Annotated in this window: 14 protein-coding genes; 6 read left to right on the forward strand and 8 right to left on the reverse strand. The window is 29.6% G+C overall.

Going from position 1 to position 20,479, the window contains the following annotated elements; translation table 11 throughout:
• Nucleotides 1–17: 17 nt before the first annotated feature.
• The 6 genes from ileS to BTURN675_RS00575 all read left to right on the forward strand — a co-directional run bounded on the left by ileS (nt 18) and on the right by BTURN675_RS00575 (nt 10,188).
• The gene (gene ileS, locus BTURN675_RS00550; protein ID WP_046288651.1) at nt 18–2,855 is read left to right on the forward strand and encodes an isoleucine--tRNA ligase; all 2,838 of its coding nucleotides are present in this window, start codon (nt 18–20) and stop codon (nt 2,853–2,855) included.
• 8 nt (nt 2,856–2,863) lie between these two features.
• Entirely contained in the window at nt 2,864–3,343 is a 480-nt protein-coding gene (gene lspA, locus BTURN675_RS00555) for a signal peptidase II (protein ID WP_046288652.1), read from the forward strand.
• A 791-nt stretch (nt 3,344–4,134) separates the two neighbouring features.
• On the forward strand, nt 4,135–4,959 hold the full coding sequence (dapB, locus tag BTURN675_RS00560; protein WP_046288653.1) for a 4-hydroxy-tetrahydrodipicolinate reductase: 825 nt from the start codon (nt 4,135–4,137) through the stop codon (nt 4,957–4,959).
• Nucleotides 4,960–5,084: 125 nt separating this feature from the next.
• The gene (gene carA, locus BTURN675_RS00565) at nt 5,085–6,221 is read left to right on the forward strand and encodes a glutamine-hydrolyzing carbamoyl-phosphate synthase small subunit (protein WP_046288654.1); all 1,137 of its coding nucleotides are present in this window, start codon (nt 5,085–5,087) and stop codon (nt 6,219–6,221) included.
• A 24-nt stretch (nt 6,222–6,245) separates the two neighbouring features.
• Entirely contained in the window at nt 6,246–9,485 is a 3,240-nt protein-coding gene (gene carB, locus BTURN675_RS00570; RefSeq protein ID WP_046288655.1) for a carbamoyl-phosphate synthase large subunit, read from the forward strand.
• A 172-nt stretch (nt 9,486–9,657) separates the two neighbouring features.
• The gene (locus tag BTURN675_RS00575) at nt 9,658–10,188 is read left to right on the forward strand and encodes a dihydrofolate reductase (RefSeq protein WP_046288656.1); all 531 of its coding nucleotides are present in this window, start codon (nt 9,658–9,660) and stop codon (nt 10,186–10,188) included.
• Between the two features lie 72 nt (nt 10,189–10,260).
• On the opposite strand, the gene BTURN675_RS00580 is transcribed toward BTURN675_RS00575, so the two are convergent.
• The 8 genes from BTURN675_RS00580 to leuB all read right to left on the reverse strand — a co-directional run bounded on the left by BTURN675_RS00580 (nt 10,261) and on the right by leuB (nt 20,479).
• Nucleotides 10,261–11,100: a symmetrical bis(5'-nucleosyl)-tetraphosphatase gene (locus BTURN675_RS00580; RefSeq protein ID WP_046288657.1), complete on the reverse strand. Its 840-nt coding sequence runs from the start codon at nt 11,098–11,100 to the stop codon at nt 10,261–10,263.
• Between the two features lie 168 nt (nt 11,101–11,268).
• Nucleotides 11,269–12,084, reverse strand: a complete 816-nt coding sequence (gene rsmA, locus BTURN675_RS00585; RefSeq protein WP_046288658.1) for a 16S rRNA (adenine(1518)-N(6)/adenine(1519)-N(6))-dimethyltransferase RsmA — start codon at nt 12,082–12,084, stop codon at nt 11,269–11,271.
• Nucleotides 12,065–13,075, reverse strand: a complete 1,011-nt coding sequence (pdxA, locus tag BTURN675_RS00590) for a 4-hydroxythreonine-4-phosphate dehydrogenase PdxA (protein WP_046288659.1) — start codon at nt 13,073–13,075, stop codon at nt 12,065–12,067. The genes rsmA and pdxA overlap by 20 nt, the downstream gene beginning before the upstream one ends.
• Nucleotides 13,068–14,423: a peptidylprolyl isomerase gene (locus tag BTURN675_RS00595; RefSeq protein WP_320408643.1), complete on the reverse strand. Its 1,356-nt coding sequence runs from the start codon at nt 14,421–14,423 to the stop codon at nt 13,068–13,070. The genes pdxA and BTURN675_RS00595 overlap by 8 nt, the downstream gene beginning before the upstream one ends.
• Before the next feature lie 144 nt (nt 14,424–14,567).
• Nucleotides 14,568–16,952, reverse strand: coding sequence for an LPS assembly protein LptD (gene lptD, locus BTURN675_RS00600; RefSeq protein WP_046288661.1), 2,385 nt, complete (start codon nt 16,950–16,952; stop codon nt 14,568–14,570).
• A 381-nt stretch (nt 16,953–17,333) separates the two neighbouring features.
• Complete coding sequence (leuD, locus tag BTURN675_RS00605) at nt 17,334–17,948, reverse strand: 3-isopropylmalate dehydratase small subunit (RefSeq protein WP_046288662.1); 615 nt, start codon at nt 17,946–17,948, stop codon at nt 17,334–17,336.
• A 25-nt stretch (nt 17,949–17,973) separates the two neighbouring features.
• The gene (gene leuC, locus BTURN675_RS00610; protein ID WP_046288663.1) at nt 17,974–19,374 is read right to left on the reverse strand and encodes a 3-isopropylmalate dehydratase large subunit; all 1,401 of its coding nucleotides are present in this window, start codon (nt 19,372–19,374) and stop codon (nt 17,974–17,976) included.
• A gap of 16 nt (nt 19,375–19,390) precedes the next feature.
• Nucleotides 19,391–20,479: a 3-isopropylmalate dehydrogenase gene (gene leuB / locus BTURN675_RS00615; protein ID WP_046288664.1), complete on the reverse strand. Its 1,089-nt coding sequence runs from the start codon at nt 20,477–20,479 to the stop codon at nt 19,391–19,393.

Below are 20,479 nucleotides of genomic sequence, written 5' to 3' on the forward strand. Positions count from 1 at the left end.
TAGGTGTTATTATTATTATGATTGATTATAAAAAAACTTTAAATTTACCAGTTACAAAATTTTCAATGCGTGGGAATTTGTTAAATTGCGAGCCTATGATATTAGAAAATTGGTACAATCACAACTTGTATAAAATACTTCGCATTGTAAAACATGGCAAGAATATGTTTTTTTTACATGATGGGCCGCCTTATGCTAATGGGAAGATTCATCTTGGTCATGCGGTTAATAAAGTTCTTAAAGACATTGTTGTTAAATCAAGGAATTTCATGGGATATGATGTTCCATATATTCCTGGTTGGGATTGTCATGGTTTGCCTATTGAGTTAAAAGTTGAAGAATCAATTATTAGTAATAAGTGTGATTGTGATAATGAAATAAGTGATAGAGATTTTCGTTTTATGTGTCGGCAATACGCATATACGCAGATTGATCAACAAAAAAAAGATTTTATCAGATTAGGTGTTTTGGGGGATTGGGACGGTAGTTATTCAACTATGGATTTTGTTACCGAAGCAAATATAATTCGATGTTTAGGTGAAGTCATTGATCAAGGTTATTTGTATAGAGGTATTAAACCTGTGCATTGGTGTATTAATTGTTGTTCTGTTTTAGCAGAAGCGGAAGTAGAATATAAAAATCATATATCTCCTTCTGTGTATGTAGAGTTTATTGCATTTGATAGTTATGGTCTTTCAATTAAGTTTGGATGTGTGAATTTTAAATATTCCATTTCGTTTATAGTATGGACTACTACTCCATGGACATTGCCTGGTAATCGTGCTCTTGCTGTACATCCAGAATATGATTATTGTTTAGTGAAAATACATAACAAGTGTTATATTGTTGCTGTAATATTATTAGATGATGTTATTCGTCGCTTGGGTTATTTAAATTATAAACTTTTTGGTGTTATTAAAGGGAAACATTTAGAATGGTCGTTATTTAAACATCCATTTATGTCATTTGATGTTCCTGTTGTTCTTGCTGATTATGTATTATCAACTGTTGGTACTGGTGTAGTACATATTGCGCCTGGGCATGGAATAGAGGATTATAATGTAGCCCAACAGTATCATTTAGAAATTTTTAATTTAATTGATTCTTATGGTCATTATAAATGTAATATATTATCTTGTTTGGATAATTTAAAAGTATTTGATTCTAATCATGTAATTATTTCTTTATTGAGAACATGTGGAGCACTTTTATATTTTGAGGAGTGGGAACATAGCTATCCTCATTGTTGGCGGCATAAAACTCCAATAATATTTCGTGCTACTTTTCAATGGTTTATTAGTTTAGATCACTGTGATTTACGGCGGAAATGTTTAAGTGCGATAGATGATATGTGTTGGATCCCAAATAATGGAAAATCAAGCATGAAATCAATGGTTCTCAATAGACCAGATTGGTGTATTTCACGTCAGCGTCGGTGGGGGGTGCCAATAACTGTTTTTTTACATAAACAAGATGGGACTTTACATCCTCGTACCGTAGAATTAATAGAGATAGTAGCAAGAATGGTAGAAAAATTTGGTGTGCAAGCGTGGTGGGATTTAAATCCTGAGGATATTATAGGGAGTGATGTGAATGAATATAATAGAGTATATGATGTACTTGATGTTTGGTTTGATTCTGGTTCCACGTATTTTTCGGCAATTGCTTATGTTCGTGATGAATTTAAAAATAGTATACCTGATATATATTTAGAGGGATCTGATCAGTATCGTGGGTGGTTTATGTCTGCTTTATTGTTATCTTTGATAATAAAAGAACAATCTCCCTGTAAATTAATTGTATCTCATGGATTTAGTGTAGATTTTCAGGGAAAAAAGATGTCTAAATCTGTTGGTAATGTTATTAATCCACAAGAGATTGTAAATAAATTTGGTGCAGATGTTTTGCGTTTATGGATTGCTTCTAATGATTATACTACAGAAATGGTATTTTCTGATGAAAATATACAATCTTCTACTATTACATATCGTAGAATTCGGAATACTGTGCGTTTTATTTTAGGTAATCTTAGCGATTTTGATCCCAATCAAGATATTGTTGATCCTGAAGATATGGTGGTTCTAGATCGTTGGATTGTTAGTCGTGCTTTATCTGTACAATTAGATATTATTTCAGATTATGAAAATTATAATTTTCATAATATAGTTAAAAGGATTATGTGTTTTTGTTCAGTAGAGTTGGGGTCTTTTTATTTAGATGTTATTAAAGATCGTCAATATGTAGTTAAAAAGAATAGTATTGCTAGAAAAAGTTCGCAAAGTGCGTTATATCATATTATTGAGGCCATGGTGCGTTGGATTGCTCCTATTATTTCTTTTACCGCGGCCGAAATTTGGAGTTATATTCCCGGAGAACGTTCACTGCATGTTTTCGTGGAGGAGTGGTATGATGGTTTATTTAGTATGGATGCCTCTGAAATAATGAATGAAAATTACTGGAATCTGTTTTTACAAATTCGTGGTGAAGTTAATAAAGTTCTTGAAAAGGCGCGTGAAGATGGATATATTGGTTCCTCATTAGAGGCAGGAATTATTTTATACGCACAGTCAAAGTTATCAGCGTTATTAAATCAGTTAGGTCATGAGTTACATTTTGGTTTTTTGACATCATCAGCAAGGGTGGTTGATTTCTATGATTTAAATGAAAAAAAGAGTGTATATAGGCAGAACGTAATGGAAGGATTGAGTATTGGTTTAGAAAAGGCAGTAGGAAGTAAGTGTCAACGTTGTTGGCATTATACTTTAGATGTTGGAATTGTTGGTTCTTATCCAGATATATGTTCTCGTTGTTTAGAAAATATTTTTGGAAAAGGAGAAGCGCGAATGTTTATTTAGGATGATCAATGAATGCCCAATTAATTTATTTTTCAAATTTGAAATGGCTGTTTTTATCATTAGTAATCATGTTTTTTGATTTGATGACCAAGTTTTTGGTGATGAATAATTGTGTATATGGTAAACCAATTTTTATTTTTTCATGTGTTAATTGTTATTATGTTCATAATTTTGGTGTAGCTTTTAGTTTGTTAAGTCATATTGGTATTAAATATAACGCTCTTTTATCTTGTATTATAATATTAATTATTTTGGTATTAGTGTTTATGTTGTGTTGTTTAGATATTAATAGCAGTTATTTTTTTAAGATAGGATATTCAGTGATTATTGGTGGTGCGTTAGGTAATGTATTTAATCGTATATATTATGGTGTAGTTATTGATTTTATTGATTTTCATATAGGTTATTGGCATTGGCCGACGTTTAATGTTGCTGATTTAGGCATTTTTGTTGGTGTTGTATGTATTATATTAAGTAATAAGGTATAATAGTTATTTATTTTTGACTATATTGTTCATTACTATGTTTATAGTTTAATGTTAATCGTTTTTGTCCCAAGGTGTGTAGAATAGAAATTCTAGCAATTAGTATAGTAGTGTTTTAGCGTGATTTATTTATTGAGGTTTAAAATAGAAAGAATGTTCGTTGCTTATAAGATGTAGTAATTTGTTTGTATAAGTGGAAAATTTTTTTAATGTTCATTGATTATGGAAGTTATTAAGAGTGTTAAAGTGAGTGTATTGATTAGATATTATATTTGATATCTAACAGCATGTGTAAGATGCATATTTTTTTTGGTTTGTATGTTTGTTATTGAGATTCTAGTGTAATTGTTTGATAAAATTGAATTAAAATTACAGTGTTTAACTGATAGTTAGTGTATGAAAGTTATTTGTTATTATGAAAAGCATGAAAAAACAAAAAATATAAAATATCTATTTGTTGAATGAATGATTGAGTAAAATATTTTACTTAAGATTTTGATCTTAGTACAGTATTTCAAAATGTTAAGTAATATTGTTGTTTATCTTTTGTGTCCGTCCATCCGTTGGTTAGTGTATAATATTTAAAACAATATATTTATAGCATTATTTTTTTGTTGTTAATATTTGATGTTGTTTATTATATTTATTATTTTATACTATTATTATAGTTGTATAATTATAATTTTTGGGTATAATTTATTACTTGTTCATATTTCTGTATATGTATGCTAATAAAGATCCTCCTAATTATAGGGAGGATAATTTATAATGGATAATTTCAAGAGTTAATAATAATGGGTGCAGATAATATTCGTGTTGCTATTTCTGGTGCAACTGGACGTATGGGTCGTCAATTAATACAGTCATTGCTGTTAAAGTCTAATTGTTATAAATCAGTTGTTTTCACTGCAGCTATTACTAATAGTAATTCTAAATTTATTGGCAGTGATGTTGGAAGATTAATTGATGGTCGTTCTGTCGGAATAGTTATTCATGATTCCATAGAGGATATTTATAAAGATTTTGATATATTAATTGATTTTAGTTCTAGTCAAGCTACTTTAAATTATTTAAAATCATGTAATATGTACAATAAAAACATGGTAATAGGTACAACGGGATTTACAGAGGAGGAGTTTGTTTTTATTAAAAAAACATCACAAAAAATAGGAATTGTTTTTTCTCCAAATTTTAGCATCATGGTTAATGTCATGTTAAAGTTATTAGAAAAGGCGACAAGTATTATTGGTGGTATGTCTGATATTAAAATTATTGAATTACATCATCGTAATAAAAAAGATATTCCTTCAGGAACTGCTTTAAAGATTCGTCAATCTATTTTATCTGTATTATTTGGTTCTGATAATAAAAAAGTTAGGAACATGTTTTCAAAAATGAATAATGATTACGATATAGATATTCATTCAATGCGTGCTGGTGGTTTTGTCGGTGAACATAATGTTTTATTTGCCAATGATGGTGAAAGTTTAGAGGTTATTCATCGCGGGTTTGATCGTTCTATTTTTGCAAGTGGCGCAATATATTCTGCCTTATGGCTTGGTGTATTAAAAGTTGGCTTATTTGATATGGTTAATGTTTTGGGGTTAGATGAAATATAGGTTTGTATTAATCTGAAAACACTAATATAGATACAATATTATTATATAATATAAAAGGTGTATTATATGTTTATTAGTTTTTATGTTGTGAATATGTATCGATGATATGATATATTTGGAGATATATGAAAGGGACTGCATTATTAGTTTTAGAGGATGGTACAAAATTTCGGGGTCGATCTATAGGAGTAGAAGGTGAATCGGTAGGGGAGTTAGTTTTTAATACTTCTATGACTGGTTATCAAGAGATTCTTACTGATCCTTCTTATTCTAATCAGATAGTTGTATTTACATATCCGCATATTGGTAATGTTGGCATTAATGAACTTGATAATGAATCTTCACGTATACAGGTGAGCGGCTTAGTGGTGCGTGATTTATCATTGGTGCCCAGTAATTTTCGTCATGTCACTTCGTTATCTGATTATCTTGTTAAACAAAATGTTGTCGGTATTTCCAATATTGATACTCGTAGGTTAGTTTGTTTATTGCGTGATAAAGGTGTACAAAATGGTTGTATTATTTCTGGTGCAAATTTAGATGTATTATTGGCCTTACGAAAAGCTCGTGCTTTTAGTCATGTATATCATAAAGGTTTACTAAAAAGTATTACCACAAACAAAAAATATACATGGACGTCTGGTAGCGTGGATATTTATTCTAAGAGATCAAATTCACAGATTAATTTGCCTTATCATGTTGTGATATATGATTTTGGAATTAAGTATAATATTATGAGAATGTTAGTAGATCGAGGATGTAGATTAACAATTGTACCTGCGAAAACCGCGGTGTCTGAAATTTTAAATATGCGTCCTGACGGTATTTTTTTATCAAATGGTCCTGGTGATCCTGCTTTGTATACTGATTCGATTGCTTGTGTGCGATGTTTATTAGATATTAATATACCTATATTTGGAATATGTTTAGGTCATCAGTTGTTAGCATTAGCCAGTGGAGCCAAGGTGATAAAAATGAAGTTTGGTCATCATGGCGCAAATCATCCTGTCAAAGATTTATTAGCTAACAAAGTACTTATTACTACTCAAAATCATGTATTTACAGTGGATGACAAGTCTTTACCTAAAACATTAGAGATCACTCATATATCATTATTTGATGGTACATTAGAAGGTATTCGCTATCTTGGTAAACCAATATTTAGTTGCCAATGGCATCCAGAAGGTTCGCCAGGTCCGCATGATTCTCAAGTATTTTTTGATGATTTTGCGAGTTTAATTAAAATTTATCATAACGGGTAAATAGTAGGTTATTAAGATTGTGATATGTCGAAACGTGGTGATATAAAAAGTATTTTAATTTTAGGTGCTGGTCCAATTGTGATTGGACAAGCATGTGAATTTGATTATTCTGGAACACAGGCATGTAAAGCGTTGCGTGAAGATGGATATCGATTAATTGTAGTTAATTCAAATCCTTCTACAATCATGACAGATCCTGATATGGCTGATGTTACTTATATTGAGCCTATTCAGTGGAAAGTTGTTGATAAAATTATTCAAAAGGAGTGTCCTGATGCCTTATTACCAACTGTTGGTGGTCAAACAGCATTAAATTGTGCTTTAGATTTAGAGCGGCACGGAATCTTAAAAGATTATAATGTAGAATTAATTGGAGCTACTGCAGATTCTATTATTAAAGCGGAAGATAGAAATTTATTTCGAAACGCTATGAAAGATATTGGTTTAGAAACTGCTCGATCAGGTGTTGCAAAAAATATTATAGAAGCTTTGTCTATTGTAGAAATTGTTGGATTACCATGTATTATTCGTCCTTCATTTACTCTTGGTGGGCATGGCGGTGGTATAGCTTATACAAAAGTGGAATTTGAGTCGCTTTGTGAATCTGGATTTGATATTTCTCCCAATCATGAGGTATTAATTGATGAGTCATTATTTGGTTGGAAGGAGTATGAGATGGAGGTTATTCGTGATAGGAATGACAATTGTATCATCGTGTGTTCTATTGAGAACGTTGATCCTATGGGTATTCATACTGGTGATTCTATTACTGTTGCGCCAGCGCAAACATTGAGTGATAAAGAATATCAAATTATGCGTAATGCTGCCATAGAAGTGTTACGTGTAATTGGTGTAGAAACTGGTGGATCTAATGTACAGTTTGCTGTTAATCCAGATAATGGTAGGCTTATTGTTGTTGAAATGAATCCAAGGGTGTCTCGTTCATCAGCATTAGCTTCAAAAGCAACTGGTTTTCCTATTGCTAAAGTAGCTGCTAAATTAGCTGTTGGTTATACACTGGATGAATTAATGAATGATATTGTTGGAGGATGTATGCCTGCATCTTTTGAACCAACTATTGATTATGTAGTAACTAAGATTCCCAGATTTGATTTTGATAAGTTTTGTACTGCAGATGATCGGTTAACTACGACAATGAAATCGGTAGGTGAAGTTATGGGAATTGGTTGTACGCAGCAAGAATCGCTTCAAAAAGCTATGCGTTCTTTAGAGATTGGTGCTACAGGATTTGATTCTAAAGTGGATTTGAGTAACAATTTAGCCGAGTCGGTAGCGGTTATTCGTTATGAGCTTCAACATGCTGGTTCTAATCGTCTTTGGTATATAGGTGATGCTTTTCGTGTAGGTATGTCTTTAGAGGAAATATTTAATTTAACATGTATTGATCGATGGTTTTTAGCACAAATTGAAGAATTAGTTATGTTAGAAAGTGATGTAATTTCTCGTGGTATTTCTGCATTAACTTTTGATTATTTATATTTGTTGAAGAGTAAAGGTTTTTCTGATGCTCGATTAGGTATATTGGTCAATGTATCGGAACATGAAATACGTTATTTGAGAAATACATATAATTTACATCCTATATATAAGCAAATAGATACTTGTGCGGCAGAATTTTTTACACAATCGATATGTATGTATTCTACTTATTCTATTGAGAATGAAGTATTTTTTAAAGAATGCCATTATAATAGGATTATAATTTTAGGTAGTGGACCTAATAGAATTGGGCAAGGGATTGAGTTTGATTATTGTTGTGTGCATGCAGTATTAGCACTAAGACAATTAGGTTATGAGACGGTTATGATAAATTGCAATCCTGAAACTGTTTCTACTGATTATGATATTGCTAATTATTTGTATTTTGAGCCTATCACGCTTGAAGATGTATTAGAAATTATTCGAATTGAAAATCCCAAAGGCGTGATTGTGCAGTATGGTGGTCAAACTCCTTTAAAAATATCTAGAGATTTAGAATTATATGGAGCACATATTATTGGTACTAGTTCAGATTCAATTGATCGTGCTGAAAATCGTGAACGTTTTCAACAGGCAATACGTTCTTTGGGTTTAAAACAACCTAATAATGCGAGTGTAGAGTCTATAGATTTAGCTGTGCAGAAAGCAAATTTTATAGGGTATCCATTAGTTATTCGACCTTCTTATGTTTTAGGTGGTAGAGCGATGGAAATTATTTATGATGAGAAAGATTTGTTGTGTTATTTTCGTGACGCTATAAATGTTTCTCATGATTCACCAGTATTATTAGATCAGTTTCTTGAAAATGCTATTGAGGTTGATGTTGATGCTGTTTGTGATGGGACGGATGTATTAGTTGGTGGTATCATGGAACATATTGAAGAAGCCGGTGTTCATTCTGGTGATTCGGCGTGTTCATTACCTGCATATACATTAAGTTCTGATATTATTAATGACATACATACCCAGGTAAAATTAATAGCATTTGATTTTGGGATTATTGGTTTAATTAATGTTCAATTTGCAGTTAGGAATAACGATATTTATTTACTTGAAGTTAATCCAAGGGCTTCTCGTACTGTACCTTTTGTTTCTAAAGCTACTGGTGTGTCCTTAGCTGGAATTTCTGCTTGTGTGGTACTTGGAAAATCTTTAATTGAGCAAGGTGTGTATGAAGTGGTTCCTCATTATTTTTCGGTAAAAGAGGTTCTTCTTCCTTTTAGTAAATTTTCTGATATTAATCCGGTACTTGGTCCAGAGATGCGATCAACTGGTGAAGTTATGGGTATTGGTAATACATTTTCTGAGGCTTTTGCTAAAGCTATGTTTGCTAGTTATTCGTATGTTAAGAAAAATGGATGCGTGTTAATATCTATTGATCGTAAAGACTATGCGAGGTTAGCTAATTTAATTTTTCAGTTATTTCATTATGGGTTTTCTATAGATATTACTGATAAAACTAGTATTTTTTTAAAAAAATTCAGTTTTTGTTCTGATATAGTTAATTATGTGGAAGAGAATAGTGTGTATGTGCAAAACAGAATTAAGAATGGTGAGTATAATTACATAATTGACACTTCTTGCAGATATAATCGATCTACATCTCGTTCAAGTGCTTTCATATGTCGCAGTGCTTTGCGTTATCAAGTATATTATAACACTACATTAAATGCTAGTTTTGCAACATTGATGTCGCTTGAGTCTGATCCTACTGAAAGTGTAGTGTCGATTCAAGAAATGCATGCTCAGATTTTTAAAAGTTGATATGTGAAGTTTGATGATATTGTATTTAATGTAGTTGTTTGAATTAATAGATTTGATATTGAATGGATTAATATTGTTCATTGTTATGGATAGTGTTTTAAATACTGCAAGTAATAATTTTTGTGTATAATTATTATATTTTTGGTTTATTGTTTATTAATGTTATTATGTTATGGATATAAGCTTAATAGTTGCATTAGCAAATGAACGTGTCATTGGTAAATTAGGTACGATTCCTTGGGAATTATCACATGATATGTTATGGTTTAAATATCATACTTTAAATAAACCCATCATTATGGGTCGTAAAACATTTGATTCTATTGGTAAAAAACCGTTATTGAATAGATTTAATATTGTTTTAAGTCGTAGTTTGGTACAGAATCGGTATGCATCTGATCTTGTTTTTGTTTCAACACCTGAAGAAGCTTTATGGATATCAGCAAAAATATGTAATTATTTTATTTCCGAGGTTATGGTGATTGGAGGAGCACAGATTTATGATTTGTTTTTACCTTATGTTAATCATTTGTATATAACATATATTAATATGAATGTTTTTGGTGATGTATTTTTCCCAAGTTATCGGGAAGGAGAATGGAATGAAATATTTACTAGATCTTATTGTCTATTTCCATTTGTTAATTATACTTATTGTTTTAAAATTTTTGAGCGTTGTGTGAAATATTATTATAATCTGTAATTTTATGTTTATCGTTAATGTTTTTATAGTTATTTTTTTCTTATTTTAAACTGTTTGTATACTTTTTTAAAACTATAGAGCACGTGGAGTACAAGATATTCGAATAAAGTTTTTGTTTTCCCATTGTAGCAATGTTAGTTGTTTACCTCGATAACAACCTGAATCTAATCCATAAATGTTATCAGGTGTGCCTTTCCCTTCTAGGGTTGACCAATGTCCAAAAATTATATTATAACAAGACGGAATTAATCTTGGTAAATTAAACCAAGGTTGTAATGGGTATGGCGATTTTTCTGGAATATCTTTAAATTTTAAATCTAATTGTCCATCTGGATATAAATATCGCATTTTTGTGAATATGTTAATGTTATGTATGATGCGTGTTAGATTTTTATCTTGTACGTTCAATAGAGAATGAGTAGTGGTTATTTTTGTAGACTGTATATTTTGTAAGAACATTGCATAGTGTTTACTTTGTAGAATTTTTTCTATTTCTTTAGCGTTTTTTTTAGCAGCACAAATAGTCCATGTAGGTGTAATTCCTGCATGTGTCATTATTATTTTTTTTGATTCATCAATTTGTAACATTGGTTGGTATCTCAACCAATTAATTAATTTATCTGCATGTGATGATTGGAATATATTAGTATGGCAGGCATATTTTTTTTTATATCGGTAGTTAAAGTTGGCGTATGATCTTAATAAATTTAAGTCGTGGTTACCTAGTACAATTCTGACACTATTTTTTAGTTTGTAAATTAAATTCAATACTTCTAATGAATGTGGTCCTTTTGCCACCAAATCTCCAGTAATCCAGAGAGTATCTATTTTAGGATTAAATTTAACGGTGTTTAGTATTTTTTTTAAGCTTGTATAGCAACCGTGTATATCACCAATTAAATAAGTTGACATAGTATGTTACAAATTTGTAAAAAAGAAAATTATCGATATAAAATTTTTACGATTTTTTTAGGTATTTTTATGTTTTATATTTGTTATTGTTATTTATTTTAGACATTTATGGTTAGTTATAGTTGTTTTAAGTGTTTTTTGTGATGTGTGTTTTTTTAAGTTTTTATGTTATTGGTATATGCATTTTTTTGTGGCATTTGCTAAGTTACAAAATTGTTCAATATTTAAATTTTCTGCTCGTGATTGTAAGTTGATTCCTTGGTTTTTTAGTTCTTGTGGTTCAAATATTGAACTTAAGCTATTTTTAATAGTTTTTCGGCGTTGATTAAATGCTATTCTAGTGACTGTATTTAATTTTTGTATATCAGTTTTTGGGTATGGATTGTTGTTTGTATGGTACGGTACTAATTTCACCATTCTTGAGTTTACTTGTGGTTTTGGTACAAATGCATGTGATTGAACTTCTAATACACCGGTTATTGAACAGTAATATTGTGAAACAACGCTTAGTTTTCCGTAATTTTTATTATTGGGAGCGGCCATTAAACGTTTGGCTATTTCTGTTTGTAACATAAGATACATATCTTGAATGATATCAGAATATTGAAGTAAATGAAATATTATTTTTGTTGCGATATTGTAGGGTAAATTTCCAATTATTCTGATTGGTTGTCCAATGTGATTAGATAGTTCTTTAAAATTTATAGTTGTAACATTTTTTTGTATTACATTTATTTTTTTTATGGATAAATTTTTGATTAATCGTTGAGATAGATTTTGATCAATTTCAATTACCGTTAGTTGATCGACTAGTTTGATTATTTCTTTAGTTAATGCACCTAATCCTGGGCCAATTTCAACAGTTATTTGTTGTTTTTTTAATTGAATATGATTGATAATAGTATTAATAATGTTTTGATCTTTTAAGAAAGTCTGTCCTAGTTTTTTTTTTATTAAATGGTTTTTATAGAAAATTTTTTTCATGTGATTTATTGATCATTTGAATTGCAAGTTTGATGGCCATATTTATACTTCCAGTATTGATGTATTTTGTTCCTGCTAGTTCAATAGCAGTGCCGTGGTCAACAGAAGTACGGATAAAAGGTAATCCTAAAGTGATATTGGTTGATTTTCCAAAGGATTTAAATTTTAGTATAGGTATTCCTTGATCGTGATACATGACTAATATGGCATCTGCATGTTTTAGATATTTTTTGATAAAAATTGTATCTATTGGTAGTGGACCAGTCAAGTCATATCCTGTATTACGTAATGTATTTAATGTTGGTATTATGATTTCCTTTTCTTCTTGTCCGAGGTAACCGTTTTCTCCAGCGTGGGGATTTAATCCAGAGACGATGATTTTTGGTGTTGATATATTAAAGTATTTTTTTAAATTTTTAGCAAGAATTATAATTGTGTTAGATAATGATTCTTTTGTAATAAATTGTGTTATTTTAGAAATAGGTAGATGTGTAGTCATTAAAGCTATTCGTAGTTGATTATCAGTGAACATCATGACCACTTTTTTAGTTTGAGTATAATTAGCAAGAAATTCGGTATGTCCAATGAATGATATACCACTTTCATTTATAGTAGCTTTATGAATAGGTCCGGTTACTAATGCTGAAAATTCTCCGTTAAGGCATCCTTGGCAAGCGCGTGTTAATGTGTTAATGACGTATTTACTGTTGTTAATATTTAATTTTCCTGGTGTTATTGTGTCTGGAGCGTTGATTGGTAATATTGTTAATTCTCCATTTTTTTTTATATTATTTTTTTTGTTTTGATAGGTATGTAGTTGTATAGGTAAATTTAGTTGTTTAGCTCTGTTAATTAATAAATTGGGATCAGCGCAAATAACTATTTCTATTGGCCATTTTTGTTTTTTCTGTGCAATCATAATAGTGAGATCTGGTCCTATTCCAGCAGGTTCACCTGGTGTGATTACAATAGGGCGATGGTTATTAGTCATTGTTTTCGTTAAAAATTTTAATATAAGATGATGATTTTAGTTCTTGTATCCATCGTTTGGTTTCATCGTTAATTTTTTTATTGAAAATTATTTGAGATGCATCGAATTGAGATATTGTTTCATTTTTGTTTATTATTTTGGTATCTATTAGTTGAATGATAGACCATCCATCTGTGGTTTGTATTGGTGGGCTAATTTCTCCTTTTTTTAGTGATTGTAAAATTTTTTGTGTATTTCGGTCAAATTCATCAAGATATTTCCATTCTGAGTTTACATTTTGATTGTATGAATCAGTGTTTTTAAACATTTGCTGTGCTTCAAGAGAAAACGTAGTTTCTTTGTTTTTTATTTTTTTTGTTATTTGTAGTAATTTTTGTCTATTTTTTTGGTGTTCATGGGTGTTTGATGTTTTTAATGTAATATGTTTTGTATGTATTATTGTAACCATATTGGTGTTTATGTTGTGTTCTATATCATTTATTTTTAAAATATGTAGTCCAACGTTAGAACGGATAGGACCGATAACACTATTTATTTTTAAATCGTGTTGGATCAAAGTTTCGGAGAATAATGTTGGTAGTTCTTTTAATGTGCTCCAATGAACTTTTTTGATCTGAATATTTTGAAATTTATTGTTTTTTTCATGTATTAGTTGTTGTATGTTAGCTCCTTTTTTAAGTTTGCTGATGAGTGAAGTACTTAATGAGTATGCTGTTGTAATTTCTTGTTTTGTGGGGTTTTTTGTAAGTGGAATTAAAATGTGATTTAATTGAAACGCATTATTATTATTTTGTGTAAGTCTTTTAGTAAGAGTTTGTATTTCGTAGGGGAGTATTTTTATTCGTTGGTGCATTTCGTAGTTATGTATTGCATTGATAAGAGTATTTTTTCGAACATAATCCATGTAAGTATCGTAATTGATACCATTATTTGTTAGGTGAGATCGGAATTGCGCATTGTTCATGTTGTTTTGTTTTGCAATATAATTAACAATTTCGTTTGTTTGCTGATCGCTAATATTGATATTCATTTTTTGTGCTAATTGTAATATAAGTGTATCAGAAATCAATTGTTTAAGTATGTTTTTTCGTGAGTTTAGTTTATTATTTTTTGTTTCCAAAAGAGTGTTTTTATTATCTTGAATATTAAATTCTCGTATTTTTTGTATGTCGCTTTCAAGGATGATATTTGTATTTACTATTGCGGCAATTTTGTCTATTGTAGATGTTGCAATACTGTTATTGATAGATAATGATAATAGGGAAATAGAAAACAATATTAATATTTTATTATATTTCATATTAGTTTTTTGTATCCAATCTAACAGGTCATAGATAATATATGTAATTTAGATAATACATAATATTATGAATATTATATATTATGAATATTATATTTATATTTATTTTGTTATTGTGTTGTTTGTTTATAAAATGTAGAAATATATTGATTATTTGTAAATTAAATATTAATAAATATTATTATTGTGAAGTTATAGAATAGTTTGATAAGGTAATGCACTGATATTCAGTATATCACAAATTTTTGATTCTGATTTCAAATATTGGTTTGATGTGTATAATGTTACTTTAAACAGTAATTTATTGTCGTATTTTGTTGAGTTAGTTTTCTTGTTCCAAATGTTGATTTTTCGTTCGTATCCTGTGTTTATTTTCCAACAGCATGTATAAAATTGCATGCCAATTGTTTGATTAATTGTTTGTTTGTTATTAGTTTTGTAAAACTGAGTACCGCTTATTGTCCAGTGTTTGCTAATCGGCCAGTTTCCGATAATTCCTAGTTGTGTAATATTTTTTTGATAGTCTTTGTTAATTAATTCTGGTGTTATTTTTGCAAAGTATTTTGAGTTGAGATAACAATAATTTATTTGTAATATTTTATTATTGTTTTTTTTGTGTTCTATAATGGCATTTCCTGATTTAAATTGTTTAATGTGTGTATTATATTGGATATTGGTTTTTATTTTTAGTGATTTTTTAATAGTTAAGTTGCTATTAGCTATCCATGTTATATTATGATTTTTTTTGTAGGGGTTGTGTTTTTTTATGTCATTGTTAATGTTTTGGTGTTTTAAAAAATAAATTTGTCCTAATGAAATATTGAATATTTCAATATCATTTTTATCATAAATTTTTGTGTATATGTTGCTTGTTAATTGATTAGCAGGAGCAATTCGATCTAAACCACTATATAATGTGTCTTCAAATGGATTAGGATTATTCGTTTGAAAAATTGTAGTGTCGTATATTGCAATATTGTTTTGGTTGCGATATGGTATGTATAAATATTGGAATTTTGGTTCTAATGTTTGTTTATATTTTTTTAATATTTGTGTTCGTTTTTGTAATATAATTTTGGTATTGCTCTTGAATTCTGGAATATATCTATTAATAGTGTGTGTTAAATGTTTGTTTGTGTGCATTGTCGTATTGTTGTAATAATCGATATTGTTTTGTTGATAATGTGTTGTTTTTAATGTGATCTTGGTATGAGAGTCAGTGTTAAAGATATTAGATGATATAATGATGCTTGGTTCGATATGTACTCTGGTTGTTCTGGGGTAATTATGGTTAATATTTTTAAAGTAAGTTAATTCTCCAAATAGTTGAAAATTTACCGGTTTAAGTTTATTTGTGTAAAGGTTTATATTTAATTGTGGTTTAGTATTATATATATTTTTAATGTTATTTTTCAGTGGTTGAAATTCTTTATATAACAAATTAATATACCATAGGTTGTCAGTGTATTGACAGGACATTGTTTTTTTAGTATAAAAATTTCTTACGGGATGCAATTGTTTTAGTGTACTATTTTGTAAATAGTTGCAATCGTTAATTTTTATATAGTGGCTTTTTATTCGCCATTTTTTGTGTATTGTGTTATTTAAATTATAATATAGTAACCATTGGTTAGTATGTTTATTGTTATGTGGTTGATTGTTATTTAATATTTCCAAATTTATCACTCCTGTGTTTAGTTTTTTAAGATATTGAATGGTATTTTTTATTTGTATTCCTTGTTGTGGTATAAGGTTGGTTGAAATATTTCCATAACAGTATTGATTAATATTAAAGTGATATGGTAATTTAATTTCTAGTCCATGTTCATTATTATATTCTGGAGTGGGTGGATGAAATCCTTCATGGTTTTTGTGGTCTAATGATAATTGTAAGTAAGGGATGTATAAAATTGGTATGTTTTTTATTTTAAAATATGCGTTCCAAATATCTAAAATATCTTTTTTGTGGTCATATGAGATTTGTGATCCTGTGATTTTCCAGTAATTCCTTTTTGGAAGGCAGGAGGTTAAGTTTGCATGTTTTAATATAGTATAACGATTATTATAACGTTGTTTGATATGATTTGCTGTACCGTATGTTTGATATTTGATGAAATGAAAATTGCTAGAATATAAGTCTGTATTTTTAGTTTGAAAATCAGTTTGAATTTTTTTTCCTGTAATGTTGATAGTATCATTACAATAACAGATATTACCGGTTCCTAGTAATATTGTGTGGGGTGTTGTATTGTTGATTAATTGTTTATGTAAGTATATTTCATTTGCGTATAAAATATTGTTATGATGTGTAACTATAACATTTCCTGAAAAATAAGCTTGTTTCTCGTCGAGATAAAATTTAGCTTGGTTAGCCTGAATTGTAATTTTTGTATCATTATTTATTAGTTGTTCATTGATTATTGGATTTTGTTGAATAAAGTTTTTTTCAAGCGGGTAAGTATTTGTGGGATTGGCTAAGCTATGTTGTATATTTTGATAAAATATTAAAATAATAACGGTAATATCAATGAATATTTTTATTACATTTTTTTTAGTATGTTGTATTGAATATTTCATTTTTAGACAAAGGCGGTAATTTTTTGAGTAATATTATGGGTGTGGGTGAAATATTATAGGTGTAGGTGTTAAAACGGTTGTTTGAAGTAGGTTTTTTTATGTTATCGTGACTTAGTTTTTATATTATTAATTATTATTATGGATCGAATTATTGGTTATATTATTATTAATAATAATATTATGATTGATATTTCATTAGGTTGTGAATTCATAAATAATAATTATTTGTTGGTATATGAATAAGTAGCGAGTATGTGTCGAATAATAATTTAAGTATGTTAAGTACAGACATTTTATATTTTGAGAATGTATTGTGTTTTATATAAACATTTATGATGTAAAACTGATAATTTAATGTTAGCATTAGTGAAAATAAATTGTTTATTTTAGAAATTTTGGTTGACTATTTTCATAGTTAGTGATTTTATCTTCGTATTGTAATGTTGTATGGATGTAGTCAATATTATTTAGGATAGAATTGAGATGATGATCGTTTATTGCAAACGTATAGTAATGCGTGTGATTTATTAAAATAATTTTTTTATTTAAATCGATGGTGAATTTTGTTGTTTTTTGTTGATTTTTAAATATTGTTTTAAACATTTGATTGATTGTTGTATGTGATACACATATTGCTAATAGTTTATTTTGTATGCAGTTATTATAGAAAATATCAGCAAAACTTGGTGCAATAATTACATGAAATCCGTAATCCGCCAATGCCCATACTGCATGTTCACGTGATGAACCGCATCCAAAATTTTCTCGTGTAAGTAAAATACTGGCATGTTTATAATGTGGTTGATTTAGGATAAAATGCGGGTTGATTATTTTGCATGTTTTATCTAGGAATCTCCAATTGCTAAATAGATATTTTCCAAATCCATGTTGTGTTGTTTTTGTTAAGAATTGTTTGGAAATAATGGCATCTGTGTCTACATTGACCATATCTAATGGTACGACAATTCCTGTATGTTGAGTATGATTGTTATTCATTTTAGTATTTGATTATTCAGTTTTATTAAATTATTTTTCGAATGTCAGTGAAATATCCGGTAATTGCTGCTGCAGCTGCCATGATTGGACTAAGCAAATGTGTTCGACCGCCATATCCTTGTCGTCCTTCAAAGTTTCTATTACTCGTTGAGGCACAACGTTCACCAAAATTTAATTTATCATTGTTCATTCCTAAACACATAGAGCAGCCTGGTAATCTCCATTCACAGCCTGCATCAAGAAATATTTTGTCTAAACCTTCTGTTTCTGCTTGTGTTTTTACTGGGGTTGACCCTGGAACGATGATTACCTGTATTTTTTTGGCGATTTGTTTGCCAAAGATTACAGCAGCAGCTAATCGTAAATCTTCGATTCGTCCATTTGTGCATGATCCAATAAATACTTTGTCGATTTTTACATTAGTTAAATAAGTATTTTCTTTAAGCTGCATATATTTTAAAGCCTGTATAGCGTTTTTTCTTTCTATTTGATTTTTGAAAGAGTTTAGAGATGGTATTTTTTGATCAACAGCTATCACTTGTCCTGGATTAGTTCCCCAAGTAATTTGAGGGGCAAGCTTATTTACGTGTATAGTGTGTGTTGCATCAAATTTTGCATCTTTGTCAGAATGTAATGTTTTCCAATATTGAATAGCTTGTTGCCAATATTTTCCTTTTGGCGTAAATAGCCTATTTTTTAAATAATTAAATGTAACATTATCTGGGGCGATTAAAGCTGATTTTGCTCCCATTTCAATCCCCATGTTGCAGAGTGTCATTCGTTCTTCCATAGTAAAATTATCAACAATATTGCCACAAAATTCTATGACATGTCCATTGGCTCCTGATGTTCCTATTGTGCCAATAATTGATAATATGACATCTTTAGCAGTGGTGCCTGGTGGCATTATTCCTGATATTGTTATTTTCATTGTTTTATATCGATTTTGTTGCAATGTTTGAGTGGCTAATACATGTTCTACTTCTGATGTACCGATTCCAAATGCTAATGCCCCAAAAGCACCATGAGTGGAGGTGTGTGAATCACCGCATACAATTGTCATACCTGGTAATGTAATTCCTTGTTCTGGCCCGATAACATGCACTATTCCTTGATATGGGTGATTGATGTCATATAATTTAATTCCGAATTGTTGGCAGTTATTAATTAATTTTTCCATCTGAATTTTTGCCATATTTCCTGAAGCGTAAATATTTTTTGTTGTAGTGGGGACATTGTGATCCATAGTTGCAAATGTTTTATTAGGTTGTCGAATAGATCGATTTTTTTTTCGTAAATTATCAAATGCTTGTGGTGAAGTAACTTCATGTAATAAGTGACGATCGATATACAATAACGGGGTTGTATTATATGTTTCATGAATAATGTGTGAATCGTATAATTTTTGATATAAGGATTTTCCCATGTTATTTAACCTGTGTTTAATGTTTAATTAATGAAGCAATTATATCACCCATTTCATTAGTTCCTACTATTATATTTTTATTATTAGCTATATCTTGAGTTCGGTATCCTTTTTGCAATGCTTGAATAACGGCATGTTCAATAATATTTGCAATTTTGTGTAACCGTAGGCTGTATCGGAAAAGTAATGCAAGAGAAAGAATTTGTGCTATTGGATTTGCGATATTTTTTCCCGCAATATCAGGAGCAGATCCTCCTGCTGGTTCGTATAATCCAAAGTATTTTTCGTTTAAGCTTGCAGAGGGCAACATACCAATTGAACCAGTAATACTAGCGCATGCGTCAGATATAATATCTCCGAAAAGATTAGAGCATAGTATTACATCAAATCTATGTGGATTTTCAATTAATTGCATAATAGCATTATCAATATATAAATGAGTTAATGTAATTTCTGGATAGTTTTTTGATATTTTATTAATAGTATTACGCCACAGTATAGAACTTTCTAGTACGTTTGCTTTATCAACAGAAGTGATATGTTGTCGTCGTTTTCGTGCTAATTTAAATGCAATATGAGCTATTCTTTCTATTTCATAACGGTAATAAATTTCAGTATTATAAGCATACTCGTTGTTTTTTTCTATATTGTGTCCTCTTGGTGTTCCAAAGTAAATTCCTCCTGTTAATTCACGTACACATAAAATATCGATTTCTTGAGAATGTGTGTTATTCCGCAGTGGAGAAAGATGTTTTAATGTTTGATAAGTACGGGCGGGTCGTAAATTAGCAAATAGTTCAAATTTTTTTCGTAGCGTCAATAATCCTCCTCGTTCTGGTTGTTGATCAGGTGGTAGTGTATTCCATTTTTTTCCTCCTACGGATCCGAGTAAAATGGCATCTGATTTTTCACAGGCTGTTAATGTGTTTTGAGGCAGTGCTGTTCCCGTTTTATCGATAGCAATTCCACCTATTTGGTGTTCGTGTAAAGATATTGTTATTTTAAAATATTGTTGTATGTTATTAATAATTTTGTAGGCTTGTTGCATGATTTCTGGACCAATACCGTCTCCAGGTAAGATTGTAATTTTATATTTTTTGTGCAT

Source organism: Blochmannia endosymbiont of Polyrhachis (Hedomyrma) turneri (assembly GCF_000973505.1).
Lineage (GTDB): Bacteria > Pseudomonadota > Gammaproteobacteria > Enterobacterales > Enterobacteriaceae > Blochmanniella.